This window comes from Pseudothauera rhizosphaerae (assembly GCF_004801305.1).
Classification (GTDB): domain Bacteria; phylum Pseudomonadota; class Gammaproteobacteria; order Burkholderiales; family Rhodocyclaceae; genus Pseudothauera; species Pseudothauera rhizosphaerae.
This window is the reverse complement of sequence record NZ_SSOD01000011.1, coordinates 128970-144463: the sequence shown is the minus strand read 5'-3', so window position 1 is coordinate 144463 and position 15494 is coordinate 128970. Positions and strand designations below refer to the sequence as shown.

Genomic DNA, 15494 nt, shown 5'->3' with positions numbered 1-15494 from the left:
CCTCAGCTACGGCCGATGAACGACCGGAGTCGGCTGCCCAGATCCGAGAACCAACCCGCCGGCATTGCATCGCCGGGTTCCTTGCGCATCAGCGCCTTCTGCAGCGAATAAACGCTCTGCGGGCGCTCCAGCGGGTCCAGTTTCAGGCACCAGTCTATGGTTTCCAACAGTTGGCTTGAATATCGTCCGGCATGGCTGCGGGTGGCGGGCTGCAGCGTCTCCTTCTGCTGCCGCTCGTCCGAGCGCGGCGGCGCGCAGCCCTCGATGCAGGCGTAGAGGCTGGCGCCCACGCTGTAGATGTCGCTCCAGGGGCCCAGCGCGTCGCGGTTGTTGAGCTGCTCCGGCGAGGCAAAGCCCGGAGTGTACATCGGCTTGAGCATGGGCTGGTCGGTCATCAACGTCTGCCGCGCGGCGCCGAAATCCAGCAGCACCGGCGTGCCGTCGTTGCGCAGGTAGATGTTGGAGGGCTTGATGTCCAGGTGCAGCAGCTTGTGCGCGTGCACCTCGCGCAGGCCGTTGAGCATCCGGGTGAACACGCCGCGGATGAAGCGTTCGCTCACCTGCCCGCGATGGCGCTGGATGTAGTCGTGCAGCGTGCGGCCACGCTCGAACTGCATCACCATGTAAACAGTGCCGTTGGCGCGGAAGAAATTCATCACCCGCACCACGTTGGGATGCATCAGGCGGGCCAGCGAGCGCCCTTCCTCGAAGAAACACTTCATGCCGTAACGGAAGGCCGGCATGCTCTCCTCGGGCACCTGGGGCTCCAGTTCGCCATCCTTGCGCACGGCAAGCGAATTGGGCAGGTATTCCTTGATCGCCACCGGCGTGTCGTCCTCGTCGTAGGCGAGGTACACGATGGAGAAGCCGCCGAGGGAAAGCTGCCGGTCGATGCGGTACTGATCGAGCTGGAAGCCGGTCGGCAGAGGAGCGTTCGCTTGAGGCGGCATCTGCGGGCGGGTTAGGATGGGCGTTTCGTCGCACGGGGTCGGGCAGAAGTTGCAAAGTGTAAACGATCCCGACATTTCCCGGAGATTTACCCATGGTTCATAGCATGACCGGCTTTGCGGCGCAGACCCGGGATCTGGGGCGCGTCAGCCTCCATCTGGAGCTGCGCAGCGTCAATTCGCGCTACCTCGACCTCGCCTTCCGCATCACCGACGACCTGCGCCAGGCCGAGCCGGCGATCCGCGAGCTGATCTCCGTGCGCCTGGGGCGCGGCAAGGTGGAATGCCGCCTGAACCTGCAGACCACCGAAGCCGCGCCGCGCAGCCTGGCGCTCAACGCCAGCCTGCTGGAACAGTTGCGCGAGGCCGAAGCCGCAGTGCGCGAGCGTCTGCCCGAGGCCGCCCGCCTGACGGTGGGCGAGGTGCTGCGCTGGCCCGGCATGCTGGCCGACGACAGTCCGGCCTTCGACGAGCTGCAGCCGGCCATCGTCGAACTGGCGCGCGCCGCGCTGGACGAACTCGCCGCCGCGCGCCGGCGCGAGGGCGACAAGCTCGCCGACATGATCCGCGAACGCACCGTGCGCATGCGCGAACTGGTCGATCAGGCCGCACCGCGCATCCCCGCCATCGTCGCCGAGCACCAGGAAAAGCTCGCTACCCGCCTGCGCGACGCGGTCGCCAGCCTGGACGAAGACCGCATCCGCCAGGAGGTAGCCCTCTTCGCCCAGCGCGTCGACGTGGCCGAGGAGCTGTCCCGCCTGGCCACCCACCTGGACGAGGTGGACCGCATCCTCAAGGCCGGCGGTGCGGCCGGCAAGCGCCTGGACTTCCTGATGCAGGAACTCAACCGCGAGGCCAACACGCTGGCGTCGAAATCCGCCGCCACTGACGTCACCGGCGTGGCGATGGAGATGAAGGTGTTGATCGAGCAGATGCGGGAACAGGTGCAGAACATCGAGTGAGGTTTCTGGGGGTCTCACGCCATCCCAAAGACTCCTTGAAAATCAGTTGATTAGGGTGGTTTTTCGGGTCATGACGTAGCAGGCGGTTTCAGTGTAGCGCACGATTTCTGTGGGGTAAATTGTGGGGTAAATCTATGCCCTGCGATTTCCGGGCTCCGGCCCGAATTTTTACCCCACAGTTTCTTCGTGAATCGCTGTGGAGACCGCGCCATGACTGAGATTGAGCACATCACCGACAAGACGCTACGGGCCTGGCTGAGCAGGGGGCCGACGGACCGCGGCATCGGTGGCGGGCTGACTTTTGTAGCCACCGCCGTCGGTGCCCCAAAAGGGTATGCATCCTGGATTTTGCGGTACCGCTTCGGTGGCATGAGCCGGGAGAAGGTGCTCGGCCGCTATCCCGACCTGTCGCTCAAGGATGCCCGCGAACTGGCTCGCCAGGACCGGGCGCGCATCCAGCAGGGGGTGGATGTCGCCGCCGAGAAACGCGCCGAACGGCTCAAGGCCCGGGAGCGGACCGACGTGGCGGCCCTGGCCCAGGCCTGGTACGACCGCCATATCGCCAGAGCCTACAAGCATCCCGAGGTCGTGCTGCGCGTCATCCGCCGGCACATCAACCCGGTGATCGGAAAACTGGCTGTGGAAGAAGTACGGCCGTTGCACATCGACAGGGTGCTCACCCGCATCCTCGATGCCGGCGCGCCCACGGTAGCCAACGATGCACTGCGCTACCTCTTCCGCATGTTTCACTTCGCCGTGAAGCGCCGGTGGATCGAAGCCAATCCGGCCTCCGGCTTCGAGATCTCCGATGCGGGCGGCACCGAGCCTGCCCGGCAACGCTGGTTGAACCGCGACGAACTCGCGGCGCTGGCCAAGGCTATGCGCGACACCCCGAACTTCGGCCGGGAAAACGAACTAGCGGTCTGGCTGTTGCTTGCGCTGTGCGTGCGCAAGATGGAACTGCTGTCGGCCAGGTGGGCGGAGTTCGACCTGGGGCGCGGCGTGTGGTCACTGCATCCTTCCCGCACCAAGACGAACCAGCCCATCGACATCCCGCTGGTGCCCCAGGTGCTGAAGTGGCTGGGGGAGGTGAAGGTGTTCGCGTGCAACAGCGAATACCTGTTTCCCGCCCGCCGGCGGATCCACAGGAAGGGCGGTGTGGCGAGGCGGAACCGCTTCGGCCACGTCAGCCCCGACACGCTGAACGTCGCGTTGCGCCGCCTGCCGCTGGACGGCGTGGCGCACTTCACCGTGCATGACATGCGGCGCACCGCGCGCACCCACATGGCGGCGCTCGGCGTGGATCGCTTCGTCGCCGAACGGGCGCTGAACCACAAGCTGCGCGATGTGGAGGGCGTGTACAACCAGTACGACTACTTCGAGGAACGCAAGGTGGCCTTGGAACGATGGGCGCAACTGCTTGATGCGACGGTACGCGCGGAACAGTGACGGCACCGCCTTCAATCAAGAGCCAGAGTAATGGCACTTATCGGCCAAGAACCGCCCTAAAGACCAGAAAAGCGACCCTGGGCCTGGCTATCGCCGACAAAATCCTTTAGACCTTGGGCCAGCGCCGACATCTGCCCAAGGTCGACGCCCGCCGCAAGCGGTCGGCATGAGGCTGATGGGGACGTCAAGGAGGACCTCCATGCTTCGCACTGCTCAAGGAACGCTGCGTTTCACCCGGCACGAAGTCGATGAGTTCCGCTCGCTCGGCATCGACGTGAGCCACGTGCGTACGGAGGACGAGTTTGCGGATGTCGTGCGTGGCTGGCTCGATCTCATTGCCGAAGAACGTCCAGAACTGTTCGACAAGATCACCCAGGCCATCATTTCGCGCGATTGACGTGACTGTGAAGACCGCTACTGATTCGTTTCGTTTATTGCGATTTACGTTTGTTTCGAATATGGTGTAGGCACCATTCATCAAACGCAGGAAAGCCACATGTCTACCGTTGCCCTGTCCAACGTGTCGCTGCCAGTCGAGCGCGAGGTTCAGGCTGCCGTGGAAGGCCAGCGTGCCTTGGCCGCCTTTCTGGCCACACGCCTCGAAACGCAGCAGATTCAGATCTTCGATGACAAGAACCAAGCCCACCGGGTGGAATTGCCCACGTCCGCGCTACGCCTGCTGGTGGACATCCTGGCCGAACTCGCCGAGGGCAATGCCGTCAAGGTGGTGCCGGTCCATGCCGAACTCACGACGCAAGAGGCCGCCGACATGCTCAATGTCTCCCGGCCGCACCTGGTCAAGCTGCTCGAAGAAGGCGCGCTGCCTTTCCACAAGGCCGGCAAGCACCGCCGTGTCCGCTTTGCCGACCTGATGCGGTTCAAGGCCCGGCGGGAGCAGTCCAGCGAAGACGCGATGGCGGCGCTGGCGAAGCAGGCCCAGGCGTTGGGCATGGGCTACGAATGAGGCAGTCGCCGTTCACAGCCGTCTATGACGCATGCGTGCTATACCCGGCGCCATTGCGGGATTTCCTCATGTGGCCCGGCCTGTCAGGCCGCTTCCGGGCGCGGTGGAGTCTGCAGATCCACGAAGAATGGAAGCGCAACCTGCTGGCCAAGCGGCCGGACCTGACCCGTGAACAGATCGACCGCACATCGGCCCTGATGGATCAGGCGATCCCGGATGGCCTGGTCACGGATCACGAAGACCTCGTTGCCGGGCTGACCCTGCCGGATCCCGGCGACCGCCACGTGCTTGCCGCAGCGATCCGCTGCAGCGCCAGCGTCATCGTGACCTTCAACGAGAAGGATTTCCCGCAAGCCGCTCTTGCGCCCTATGGCATCGAGGCGCAGCACCCCGACCTGTTTGTCGACAACCTGTTCGACCTCGACCCGGCGGCGGTTGTCGCGGCAGCACAGAAACAGCGGGCGCAGTTGAGGCACCCGCCGCTCGACGTGGACCGCTACCTCGACGTGCTTCTACGCCAGGGGTTGGTTCAGACCGTCAAGGCCCTCTCGACCTATCGAGCCATTCTCTGACGGCATCGGTTGCGCCGGTGAGCGCGCCGCGGCGGGCCTGCGGGAGCCGCAATAGGCATTCGTGATTTGCACGCGCCCATGCCCGAGGTGGTCCGCGATGCGTTGCCGGGCCTGGCGGTCGAGTGCGCTATCGACAGGCGTACCGCCGGCCACCGGTGGCCGCTTCCCGGTCATCGCCTCGTAGTCCTCGGCCGCCCCCTGGTGCCGCAGGCCGTGCGGCGTCACGCCGAGCGCGGCGCGGGTGATGCCGTGGCGCTCCATCACGTAGCGCAAGCGGCGCAGCGCCTGCTTCAGGTCCAGGCGCGGGTCGCTGACACTGTCGTTGACACCCACGGCGACCTTGCGCGCGTAGTCGATGGCGGCTGCGCGCAGGGCGTTGTCGATGGGGATCAGCCGTCCGCGTCCGCCCTTCGTGCCGCGATGCGTATCCAGGTAGAACGCCGCGCCGTCCTCCGGCTGGCCGGCCTGCGCGGCGGTGAGCACATCGACGTGCGGCCGGAGCATCGTGCTTTCCTTGAAGCGCAGGTGGAAGGCCTGCATCAGCTTGAGCGATGCGGCGGCATGCACGTCGTAGGCCTCGACCTCGCGGATCACCGCTGCCACCTCCACGCCCCGGGCCCGCCAGGACTTGTCGATGCCGCTCGCCAGCGACCGGCGGTAGAGCTGCGGGTCGTCGAAATAGCTCGCGATGGGCTTGAGCAACTGTGGCTTGCCGATCCAGCCCACGAAGGTCTTCATGAAGCTGAAATAGGTCTGGATCGTTGCTGGGCTCATCCGTCCGGCGTGGGCTTCCGTCTGCCAGTGCCGGGTGACGGCTTCCACGTGGCGCCCGCTGAAGGAGCGCGGATCGAGCTTGAAGCGCCGGGGGTGGTCGCGCAGGAAGTCGAACAGCCAGAAGCAGAAGCGCGCCCGCTCCGCCATCGTCTTGTGGCTCACCCCCTTGTGCTTGCCGCTGTGCCGCCAGTTGTGCCGTCGCAGGATGAGGTGCAGCACCAGGCGGCAGCGTTTTGGGTTGGGAGGCAAGTCGTCCAGCGCTAGCGCCTCGTAGGTGCGTGCGCGGCCCCGGCTGTTGCGGTGCCGTGGATGAGGTGCGGTCTGGTGCGAGTCGTCGTTGCGTTGATTCATGATCTTCCCTCGTGTCGGGAATGGAGAACCCGTTCAGTCGTATATCGGTGGGTTCGAAAGGCCGATGCGGTGCCAGTGCTTTGCCGCTTCTCTCAGGCAGGGGCGGCGCGGAGGTGCGTAAAAGTGATCGCCAGCCAGCACACGTCGGGCGTGATGTGGCGTTCGCCGTGGCGAACCAGGTCCTCAAGGAACCCGAGGCAACCCCGGAGGCGTGACCTCCGGCGCGGTGCCTGGGCTGCACCGTGAACTCATCCTTCCCGCCGGCTCGACTGGCAACGCCCGTTCCGCGACGGGCACGCGAGACCGTTTCACACGGGCCGTGCGGCCGCACGCAGCGGCGCGGCACGGCTGACCGAGGTCAGTGCGTGAGTGCGGGGAGGAAAAACTCGAACGCCGGCCCCGCAGGGCAGGCGTCATTCGTGGCTTGAAGAAACACGAGGGAAGGACATCCCTGGATTGCCTCGGGGACAACCGGGGGACGGACGTGCTCCAGGCACTGGCGGTCGGGCCGCCATCCGGGGAGGTCGCTGCTCAGGGCAGACGACCTCCGGGGCGCATGACCGCACCGGCGCATCTGGTACGCCGATACGACTGGATGCCATGGTCAGGCCATGGCGCCGCGCTTGGGAAGGGTACTCAGGATGCCAGAGCATCCGGATCAACGGCGCGCGAAGCGCACTGCGATGACGATCACCGCGACTTGAAAGGCTTGCATGTTCGCGTGCTCGATGCACGCACCGGAATGCCAGCTGGACCGGGGAGTAGCGTTTTCAGTGTGGGGCGGGATGCGCGCCCTTGCAAGCGCAAAAAGTGCCGATTAGGCAGACGCTAGCCCCAATCGGCCGCGTTTCGCCGGGCCTTGACTGGACATCGTTCTACCTCTGGTTCCGAACCGATGCGGAACCCCGGCCCGCCCATGAGCCGGGCTCGGACTACCACGCGACGCCAGTCACACGTGGGTACAAGGGCTTGAACAAAGAACCATCGTCTTGCCGGCCCATTCGAACTACAGTCCGGATGCAGTGCGACCACAGGTCGACAACATGCAGGCCTCCGCCGTAGCGTGCCGTCGCCGGGCTTGAAACAGGCGCCTTCCGCGCGACGCTGGACAGGTCTTCCACTCCCTGGAGCATGACCATGTCCGATCTGCAAACGATCCATGGGCGCATCGTCGACCTGCGCCGCCACGTCAACGTGCATCTCTACCACCTGCGTCCGTTCGCGCCGAGCGACCGCTACGAGTTGTGGATCCGGTGCCAGGACGGCAGCGAACGGAAGTTCACCCTGCACACCCGTACCATGCCGGCCCGGCGCGGGCACGAGGTAAGCCTGATCGTCACGCCCGGCAAGACGCCCCAGGTCCTGGGGCTGGCCAACTGGACGGCCCTGGACGGTGCCAACTACGTCCGCACCGATCCGCCCGCGCTGCTGCGGCCGTGGGATTCGCTGGCCGTGCTGGCGCTGGGGGCACCTTTGGTGATCACATGGGGTGCGGCCGGTGCCGTGTTATCCGTGCCGGTAGCGCTCGCCTACCTGCTGGTGGCCGGGGTTCTGCGGACGGGCGCCCGGATCCGGCGGGCCGCGCAGGTGGATGTGGCGATCGACCGGGAGGCCGGGCGGATCGCCGGGTCATGGAGGAGGCCGCTGCATTGATGGTTACTTGTTTCGTCCCCGATGTGCTGTTGACGATTGCGATCTCTGGCTCGCTCGCGGAGCAGAAAAGGTAAAAGCCTGACCCGTCGAGGTGCCGCGCCTTCATCGTGCCGTGGCAGGGCCCACAGATCGCCCAGCGAGTTGGTGGCGATGGTGAGTGTATGCGCCTCGGCATAGCGGTGCTCGATCCCGCACATGGCGGGGTCGTCGAAGAAGTAGTGCGGGAACCGGCAGTAGTGCCGCCACTGCCGGTAGGCATCGGCCGGCAGGTCCTCGCCCATGCCCAGCATCTTCTAGGGGCAGCAGCCTTTCCAGTAGGTCAGTACCACCTTCCGCATGGCCAGCACGCGCAAGCGTGCCTCCGGCGGTATGTAGCCGTGCCAGCCGGCGCCGGTGCCGAAGACGTAGCAGCCGGTGACCCTGACATGGTTGGGTAGCAGGCCCCAGATCGGGTGTTGGCCGGTGGAACTGCTCGAATGCAGGGCTCGTCCTCAGGGAACGTCCGGCAGGGGGACTGCCGGCAATGCCTTACGTTGCGCTACGGGTTGAACAGTTCCGGGCACGGACTTGGGAGAATGCCGAGCCCGATTGGGGGCGGGGCTTGAAGAGGCGGGTAACGACCACAACGCCTTTCGTTCCGCGCTAGTCGGTCCTCGAAGGCGCCGCCGATCCGCAGTCGCTGCTTGAGGCCGCAGAATGTGCTGGCGGTCCTGACGCTAAGTGGGGTCTTGATGGTGACGTGGGTCGAGGTCGGTGCCGTGTTGTCCGTCTAGGATAGAATAAACACAATGAACAGATGCGAGTGCTGGCTCGCTGAGGGGACTGTGTGCGGAAATTGAAATTGTATCGTGTCGAGAGCTCAAGTATTCGTGAGCATGAGCGACGCATTGCTCTCAGGGATGACAACGATAAAACCTTCACCATTCGCCTGCACCGATTTGCCTTGGTGGGCAAGGGAGATGCCATCGCCATCGATCCTGAGCATCCTCGGAACGTGTTCACGGTGTCCAAAGAAAATCCGGAAGACTTGATCCGCGTCTCACCGGCCTTCAGCGACGAAAACGAAGCTCGGTTAGGTGCGAGGCGTTACAAGCTGCAATTCAGCGAGATTCTAAGCCGCGAAGATAATGAGGATCTTCTCTACTTAGAACAATTTCACTACAAATCTCTCGGTGTCGATCTTGATGTGGAGGATCGCAAACTCTCTTCAGCGGGGGGGCGCCGAGCGGTTCTCCTGATGCATTTGATAGATGGCCGAAGCCGCACGCCTGCCGGCTATATCGAGCTTCAAATGCCACTGCTGATGGTTAAGCCAAGACATGAGCTTTTTTCGGCGGGATTTGAGCATCCAGAACGCCCTATCGCATGGACTGATTGGGACCAGAATGCGATGCGTAAATATGTAAACGCAATAGTACGGATCGCGCGTGTCGTCGTGCATCCTGAATATCGCGGATTGGGGGTATCCCGCACGCTGATCGAAACAGCCAAGCGATTTGCTACCGAACGTTGGCAAGTCGGTGGCGTTCGCCCGCTCTTCATGGAAATCTCTGCCGAGATGCTAAACTATATCGACTTCGTCAGTCGAGCTGGTTTCGTGCTTGCAGGAAAGACTGAGGGTAATCTGACGCGGATCGTAAAAGATCTCGTCAGCATGACCAAAGGCTATGAGGTCACCTCAGGCATTATGAGTTTGCAGAAGAAATATCTGACTCATCTTGAACGCTATTGCGCAGAAACAGGCAAGGATTTCGCTGCCGTCTTGAAACGACTTGAGGATGTGACCCGCGCTGACGATCCGATGAGTGCGTTGAGCCCAAGCGAATGGCTCCATCTGCGCCAAGTGCTCCGCTTCCCCATTCCCTATTACATAGCGGGTCTCGATGAACCAACAAGGGGCTTTCTCAAGCAGCATGTCAAGTGTGGCACGACCCCGAAGTCCAAGCGCTTTTCTCCAGGAAATGTGAGCATCTCCATCTCAGGATTGAAAGCGGTCAGCAATTACGAGATTCCCCGCACGAACAACGTGCGGCTTATCTTGAATTGCTTCGGCATCCAAGCAACCCACCTCAATAACCGAGTGGTCGGTCCCCTCGATATACGTGCTTCCAGTGGCAACATTATCTTCATTGCTGGAGCGAGCGGTACTGGCAAGAGTGTGTTGCTGCGCGCACTCGACCCACAACAATGGGAGCAGACAGGGTCGCTGGTGATTGAGGCGAAGAGCAGGTCACGATATAGCGCAAGCTGGCTGAGGCCACTGCCAGAAGATATTCCCATCTTTGATCTTTTTGCCGAGCGCCATTCGGCTGCGATGGCGCTCTCAGCGCTCAGTAACGTCGGGTTGTCCGAAGCATTCGCTTTCATCAAGCCATTTAATCTGTTGAGCCGGGGGCAGCGCTACCGTGCAATGCTGGCGGACCTGTTGCTTCGCAACGATCCTGTCTGGCTTATCGACGAATTTTGCGCCGACCTAGATCCCATGTCGGCAAGGATTGTGGCCCACAATGTGCGAAAGCATGTTTCGCGCACAGGAAGGATTGCCTTTATCGCCGCGGCGAACCATGGACATTTCATCGATGCCCTCAATCCAACCCAAATCATCCGGCTCCGCTTAGGGGGCGAGGCTACTGCAATGACGTTCCGGGACTATTGCGATGAATTCCAAACAATCGCTTCCTAGCCAGCTTGGGAAAAGCGTCGACAAGTCTCCATTCAATGCGCAGGAGGCGTTGCTCAAGGTGATGCAGCCTCCCAAGGGCAGCGGCATTATCCTGGGTCGGTCAAATCGATCAAAGGATTCGCTTTCCAATCTCGCCTATGTCGGCCAAGTCATTGAGAGCACAGTTGGCCGAAGCTATCTGGGCACCGGCTTGTGGCTCGACATCGACTTCCCGCATGTGATTTACATCTCCGGCACTCGGGGGTCTGGCAAGAGCTTCGACCTTGGTGTCTTAATCGAGGGTATCAGCGCCCTCGTTGAGCCGAGCGTAATTCAGCATTCAGTCACACCGCAATGCTCTATATTGCTTGATATGCAAAACCAGTTCTGGACGTTGGCTTATGAGCCGCGCGCCAACATCCCGGAAAACGCGCAGCAGCTCGACGAACTCAAGGCTTGGAAGCTAGCAGCCAACCGGCTTGCCGACTGCCAAGTGTTTATACCCAAGGTGACGGAGCCCTTCACTAACACCGAACATGTCTTTTCCCTAAGCGCTAGCGACGTCTTGCCTGAGGAGTGGTGTGCACTCATCGACCAGTCGCTCTACAGCCCGCAGGGCCATGTCATTGCTGCCTGTGTCGAACGGTTTGGCGACGATCGCTATAGTTTGGGCGACATGATCCGTTTCATCGAAAGCGATGCTAACTTGCAGGGAACGGCGGAAGCTACGCGCAATGCAGTGGTGTATAAACTCCGAGACATCGACCGAACCCAGCTCTTCAGTCGGGACGGGCTCAACGTCCAATCGCTGCTTCACCCCGGCCGCTGCAACATCTTCATGATTCGGGATCTTCGCAACGAGGACAAAGCAATAGTTGCTTCGATCATTGCGCGGCAGCTTTTCAGGATCATGGGGCAACACCATGCTCGGCGTAAGGTGAAGGCTTTTTTCGACGAGGATGGTGACGAGAGCACATTGCCCAACAAGGTTTGGCTCTTTATCGATGAAGCGCACATTGTCGCACCTAATGATCGGCCCTCTCCTGCGCGCGAAGCTTTGGTGGAGTATGTCAAACGTGGCCGTGACGCGGGATTGTCGCTCGTGCTTGCGACCCAGCAACCTTCAGCAATTGACGACCGCATTCTTAGCCAAGTTAACCTGAGCTTCAACCATCGCCTGACGTTCCAGAGCGACATATCGGCAGCAGTGAACCGAGTACCAACCAAGACGCTCTCGAGCCTCAAGCTTGCCGGTGCCACGATCAGTGATTTTGGCGATATGCTCCGACTGCTCGATGCCGGCGAATGTTTCATCGGCGACCATTCGACGAGCCGGGCTATCATATCAGCGATCAGACCAAGGATAACCTCACATGGTGGCTACAATCCATCGTGACCCCTACCGTCTGCTTATCCGCAAGATTGGTTATTCCGTGGGCTTGGAGCACACGCTCGAACGAGTTCGCGATCTTGCCGACTTGTATGCAGGGGAGGGATCCGTTACCAGCTCCAACATTTCCGAACTGCTGCGTACAAAGTGGGGCTTGAAGACTAACAATATCCTCGATTTCTTCAATGAGCTAGATCTCGTTCGTTCCGAAGCTAACACGATATTTGTACTTCCGACGCTTGACGCGCTCGCGATACTGCGCCGGGAGCTCACAGAAACCGATTTTGAACTAGCTCTCCGGGCCGTTTTGCTTTGCTCCATGCTGTCGAGTGATGGCGACATATTTCTTAATTGCTTGAGTGCGCATTTCGATCGCGATGCGGTGCGTGCGCGGTTGATTAGCATGGTCGAGCTTAAGAGGGCTCGTGTTAAGGCCGTGATCCGTACACCGCAAGCGGCCCGAAAAATTGACCGATTCATTGCGATTGAAACCCAGAAGACCAACAAAGGCGGAGCGGTGGCGGGCCAGGGGATCAATGCATTGCACAGGCGCGAAATGCTGGAGATCAAACGTGGCCCGCTTGCGGCCGAATCATCCATGCCAGCAGCCGTCAGCGATGACTATCTTCGCAAAGTTCCAGGGCGCAGGCGTGACTGGGCGATCACGCTCGGCCTTATCGATGACGAAGGTTCGCTCACAGGCTCGGGTGAGCGCCTAATGGCGCTTTTTGCACGGCTCGAACAGGAGGGCACTGGAACATTTACGTTCTGGCCCTATCCGGACGAACTTCGTCAGCTGAATCTTAAAGACAGCGATGTTCTCTGGGTAACGCCAGATCGTGAGAGCATCATCTATGGTCTGAAGGAGGTGATGACGAGCGAGGCGTTTGGTGCTGCGCTCTGTCCACACGAAGCAACTGTTGAATGGCTTATAGCAATTTTTGCGAGCTATCGTGCCCTTAATCCAGCCCGCTCAATGGTGCGCGTTGAACTTCCCTTACGGGTCGCTCGCCTTGTGGCACTGGGATTCTCCTGCGCTAACAGCCCCAAGGACTATGATGTACTGGCAACGGTTATGGAGGCTCAGAGCCGCGACCAAACTATCGAACTTCGACCCTCTCGTCAGCATGAGGGCTCGATAGTGTTTCGGAGTAGATGATCGATGGGGCTATACGTCTGCGACACCTTTCTCGCGGATCTTAGAAATCACGGTGATAATGGCTTCGCAAAGCGTGCGCTTTCCAAGATATTGGCGAGCAATGGGGGCTTTCGGCTTGCGGATGACGATCATCGTTACAATGGTATAGACGATGCTTGGATTCGGGTCATCAGTCGTGGCAATACTGCCTGGCGCGCTATTTACATTCGCCGTGGCGATGACATTTTCCTGTATCGTGTCGGCGAGCACAGTATTGAAGACAATCTATCTGCGCCTTCCGCGAATTTGGAGTTCCGGCCGCTCCAATCCGCGATCGAGGAAGTTCGTGCAGGGGCGACAGCTTGGCAAGCCGCGCCGCTGCCCTCTGACCACTTCGGCAACCGCTTTCTCCAAAACAATCGCGGTAGGCTACTCCGTAGCTTCATGCTCGGGCGGCGCCTAATCCCTCATAAGGAAATTGTTATTATTAGTCCAACCTTGTCATTTGCCGTAATGAGTCGCACGCATCGGCTCGGCATGGTTTTGGATGATCTCATGGCGGAAGGAACGACCGTCACTTTGATCACTCGCCCACCGACTACGAAGGACGAGTTGCAGCCCTTTGTCGATTTGGAGACGAGAGGGTTCAAGCTCTCGTTCCACGAGCGTCTCCATGCCAAACTCTATTTGTTCGAGGTCACCGAAGACGCATCTTCATGTGTGGGCGGGCAAACAGCCTCTAATGTTGCGATGCTGGGTTCTGCCAACTTGACCGAAGAAGGAATGGGTTTCGTCGATCCAAGCCAGGAAGAGCTATGCTACGAGCTACCGGATGTGGCTTATGACCACGCGCTCGAATTCGCTTTGCAAATCGTACAGGATTCTGACGATCTGCGAATAATACGTGACAAAGTAATTAAGGGAAATCGTAGATAATGACTATCTTGCAGCCAGAAGAATTTTATAAGGCATCTAATCTGACTGACAATCCCTTTCGCTCACAGCCCATTTACGGGGGCGATCCGCGCATGGGTATCTGGGTAGGTTACGACAAGCAGCGTCGTCAGATGATGAAATTTTTGACTCGTTCACGAGCTGATCAGGTTGGAAACGTGAATTTTGTCATGCTCTATGGGCAATATGGAACTGGGAAATCCCATGCATTGCTTTGGGCGATCAATGAGATTCTCCATAAGAGAAGTGATGAATTCAATTCCCTTGCTTACTATATTCCAAGCTTGAAAAAAGACAAGGGTGGACTGACCTTTGCTGGTGCCTATCGATCAGACTTGGTCAATAAGTCAAGTTATGTTAATGATATTTGGGGATATCGTGCGCATCTTCAATCGACGATGACTCGATTCCGGGATGCCAACAGTGATGCGGCTACATTGACAGATGAAGAGCTATTGAAGCGCATTTATTCGCAAGTCGACCTTTATCGGCTGGCAAATAAAATCCATATTTGCGCCTCGCCAGACGATCTCCGCAAGCTCCTTTGTCCAGAAAAAATGACAGACTATGAGGCGATGATCTTATTCACTACGATCGTCAATCTCGTGGTTGCAGATGTGAGGATAAATGACGATGTGCGGCGATATAAGAATGCCGTATACCTCATGATTGACGAAATGGACGATCTGATCCGTGCTAGCGCGAAGGAGGCGAGAGATATAAACGATATCCTTCGTCATATGTATGACCTTTGTCCCAACCGTTTCGGAATAGCGATTGGTCTCTCGGCCGAAATTGCTGATTTGACTTCTATTTTTTACGAGTATTTGCTGGATCGAATTCAGAAGAGAATTCATCTCGATACGATGGGGCGTGACGACGCCGTTGAATTCGTTCAGAAAATTCTAGATGAGTGGCGCGTTGATCCGTCGGGAGAGACAGGGTTTTTTCCTTTTGAAGAGGATGCGGTCGCCGCTATTGCCGGGCGCCTTAATAGAATTACGCCACGTAAAATTATTGATGTCATGCAGCAAACCCTTGAGGAAGTGCGGCTGGCTGGACTGGATCCTCAGCAAAGGATAGCGGACGAGACGTTTCTTGAAGATAATGAAATCATTGAAGAGGTGCTTGGCGATTTTTCTTAAGAATTTAGTTCCTCCAGTCGTGCAAGTATTATTAATCCGGCAAAAATATAATATGATTGAAGAGTGAAGATCGGTGTCCGCCGACCCGCTCGCTTTCTGTTGAATCGCTAAAACTGCGTCGTTGTCAGTCGTTGAGGCCGCGTCGGGGGACGTCGCTGACTAGGGCCGAAATTGCGAAGATGTCGGCGTATCCATCTCGATGGTGATGAAGTGGTCGCGGGGGTTTCCCGACCAGGGCAAAGCAGCGCTCGTCTCCAAGCGCCCCGGGCGCAAGCGCGGTTCGGGGCGCACGCTCACGCTCCTCCAGGAGTTGAAGCTGCGCGAGATGATCCTTGAAGGTGCGCCCAGTCAACTGAAGTTGCCCTTCGCATTGTGGAATCGTCGTTTCGACCAGGAGGCAGTGTGCCGGCTTTTCGGCCTCGTTAGCGGGTACCTGCTGCGCTCGGGTTTCACTCCGCAGCGCCCGACGCGCCAAGCCATCAAGCGCAACGAGGCCGTACTGTGCGCCTGGATGGACTTGCACTTTTGATTGA

The 15494-nt window shown here is 59.6% G+C and carries 14 protein-coding genes; 12 read left to right on the top strand and 2 right to left on the bottom strand.

The window, feature by feature from the left end; genetic code table 11:
• Positions 1 to 2 precede the first annotated feature (2 nt).
• The gene (locus tag E6O51_RS14425) at positions 3 to 950 is read right to left on the bottom strand and encodes a serine/threonine protein kinase (RefSeq protein ID WP_136385694.1); all 948 of its coding nucleotides are present in this window, start codon (positions 948 to 950) and stop codon (positions 3 to 5) included.
• 92 nt (positions 951 to 1042) lie between these two features.
• Between E6O51_RS14425 and E6O51_RS14420 the strand changes: the two genes are divergently transcribed.
• From E6O51_RS14420 to E6O51_RS14400, 5 genes are all read left to right on the top strand, one after another.
• Positions 1043 to 1909, top strand: a complete 867-nt coding sequence (locus E6O51_RS14420) for a YicC/YloC family endoribonuclease (protein WP_136385693.1) — start codon at positions 1043 to 1045, stop codon at positions 1907 to 1909.
• Between the two features lie 210 nt (positions 1910 to 2119).
• Positions 2120 to 3358, top strand: coding sequence for a tyrosine-type recombinase/integrase (locus tag E6O51_RS14415; protein WP_136385692.1), 1239 nt, complete (start codon positions 2120 to 2122; stop codon positions 3356 to 3358).
• A gap of 199 nt (positions 3359 to 3557) precedes the next feature.
• Positions 3558 to 3755 carry a hypothetical protein gene (locus tag E6O51_RS14410; protein ID WP_136385691.1) on the top strand — a complete coding sequence of 66 codons (198 nt, stop codon included), beginning with the start codon at positions 3558 to 3560 and terminating at the stop codon, positions 3753 to 3755.
• Positions 3756 to 3854: 99 nt separating this feature from the next.
• A complete protein-coding gene (locus E6O51_RS14405; RefSeq protein WP_136385690.1) occupies positions 3855 to 4322 on the top strand; it encodes a helix-turn-helix domain-containing protein in 468 nt (155 codons plus the stop codon).
• Complete coding sequence (locus E6O51_RS14400; protein WP_136385689.1) at positions 4319 to 4894, top strand: PIN domain-containing protein; 576 nt, start codon at positions 4319 to 4321, stop codon at positions 4892 to 4894. Before E6O51_RS14405 ends, E6O51_RS14400 begins: the two co-directional genes overlap by 4 nt.
• On the opposite strand, the gene E6O51_RS14395 is transcribed toward E6O51_RS14400, so the two are convergent.
• On the bottom strand, positions 4835 to 6019 hold the full coding sequence (locus E6O51_RS14395; protein ID WP_136385688.1) for an integrase domain-containing protein: 1185 nt from the start codon (positions 6017 to 6019) through the stop codon (positions 4835 to 4837). The two genes, E6O51_RS14400 and E6O51_RS14395, sit on opposite strands and share 60 nt — an antisense overlap.
• Before the next feature lie 1137 nt (positions 6020 to 7156).
• Here E6O51_RS14395 and E6O51_RS14390 point away from each other — a divergent pair.
• The 7 genes from E6O51_RS14390 to E6O51_RS14355 all read left to right on the top strand — a co-directional run bounded on the left by E6O51_RS14390 (position 7157) and on the right by E6O51_RS14355 (position 15490).
• Positions 7157 to 7672: a hypothetical protein gene (locus tag E6O51_RS14390; RefSeq protein ID WP_136385687.1), complete on the top strand. Its 516-nt coding sequence runs from the start codon at positions 7157 to 7159 to the stop codon at positions 7670 to 7672.
• Between the two features lie 841 nt (positions 7673 to 8513).
• Positions 8514 to 10355, top strand: coding sequence for a GNAT family N-acetyltransferase (locus tag E6O51_RS14380; RefSeq protein WP_136385686.1), 1842 nt, complete (start codon positions 8514 to 8516; stop codon positions 10353 to 10355).
• Entirely contained in the window at positions 10330 to 11730 is a 1401-nt protein-coding gene (locus E6O51_RS14375; protein WP_136385685.1) for an ATP-binding protein, read from the top strand. The genes E6O51_RS14380 and E6O51_RS14375 overlap by 26 nt, the downstream gene beginning before the upstream one ends.
• A complete protein-coding gene (locus E6O51_RS14370) occupies positions 11708 to 12883 on the top strand; it encodes a hypothetical protein (RefSeq protein ID WP_136385684.1) in 1176 nt (391 codons plus the stop codon). Before E6O51_RS14375 ends, E6O51_RS14370 begins: the two co-directional genes overlap by 23 nt.
• Before the next feature lie 3 nt (positions 12884 to 12886).
• Positions 12887 to 13798: a phospholipase D-like domain-containing protein gene (locus tag E6O51_RS14365; RefSeq protein WP_136385683.1), complete on the top strand. Its 912-nt coding sequence runs from the start codon at positions 12887 to 12889 to the stop codon at positions 13796 to 13798.
• Entirely contained in the window at positions 13798 to 14961 is a 1164-nt protein-coding gene (locus E6O51_RS14360) for a hypothetical protein (protein ID WP_136385682.1), read from the top strand. The genes E6O51_RS14365 and E6O51_RS14360 overlap by 1 nt, the downstream gene beginning before the upstream one ends.
• A 199-nt stretch (positions 14962 to 15160) precedes the next feature.
• Positions 15161 to 15490 (top strand): winged helix-turn-helix domain-containing protein, encoded by a 330-nt coding sequence (locus E6O51_RS14355; RefSeq protein ID WP_136385681.1) that lies wholly within the window; start codon positions 15161 to 15163, stop codon positions 15488 to 15490.
• Positions 15491 to 15494 lie beyond the last annotated feature (4 nt).

Bases quoted from the DNA above. Each gene is read 5' to 3' on its own strand.
- E6O51_RS14425 (WP_136385694.1), bottom strand. From the start codon at position 950: ATGCCGCCTCAAGCGAACGCTCCTCTGCCGACCGGCTTCCAGCTCGAT.
- E6O51_RS14420 (WP_136385693.1), top strand. From the start codon at position 1,043: ATGGTTCATAGCATGACCGGCTTTGCGGCGCAGACCCGGGATCTGGGG.
- E6O51_RS14415 (WP_136385692.1), top strand. From the start codon at position 2,120: ATGACTGAGATTGAGCACATCACCGACAAGACGCTACGGGCCTGGCTG.
- E6O51_RS14410 (WP_136385691.1), top strand. From the start codon at position 3,558: ATGCTTCGCACTGCTCAAGGAACGCTGCGTTTCACCCGGCACGAAGTC.
- E6O51_RS14405 (WP_136385690.1), top strand. From the start codon at position 3,855: ATGTCTACCGTTGCCCTGTCCAACGTGTCGCTGCCAGTCGAGCGCGAG.
- E6O51_RS14400 (WP_136385689.1), top strand. From the start codon at position 4,319: ATGAGGCAGTCGCCGTTCACAGCCGTCTATGACGCATGCGTGCTATAC.
- E6O51_RS14395 (WP_136385688.1), bottom strand. From the start codon at position 6,019: ATGAATCAACGCAACGACGACTCGCACCAGACCGCACCTCATCCACGG.
- E6O51_RS14390 (WP_136385687.1), top strand. From the start codon at position 7,157: ATGTCCGATCTGCAAACGATCCATGGGCGCATCGTCGACCTGCGCCGC.
- E6O51_RS14375 (WP_136385685.1), top strand. From the start codon at position 10,330: ATGAATTCCAAACAATCGCTTCCTAGCCAGCTTGGGAAAAGCGTCGAC.
- E6O51_RS14370 (WP_136385684.1), top strand. From the start codon at position 11,708: ATGGTGGCTACAATCCATCGTGACCCCTACCGTCTGCTTATCCGCAAG.
- E6O51_RS14365 (WP_136385683.1), top strand. From the start codon at position 12,887: ATGGGGCTATACGTCTGCGACACCTTTCTCGCGGATCTTAGAAATCAC.
- E6O51_RS14360 (WP_136385682.1), top strand. From the start codon at position 13,798: ATGACTATCTTGCAGCCAGAAGAATTTTATAAGGCATCTAATCTGACT.
- E6O51_RS14355 (WP_136385681.1), top strand. From the start codon at position 15,161: ATGGTGATGAAGTGGTCGCGGGGGTTTCCCGACCAGGGCAAAGCAGCG.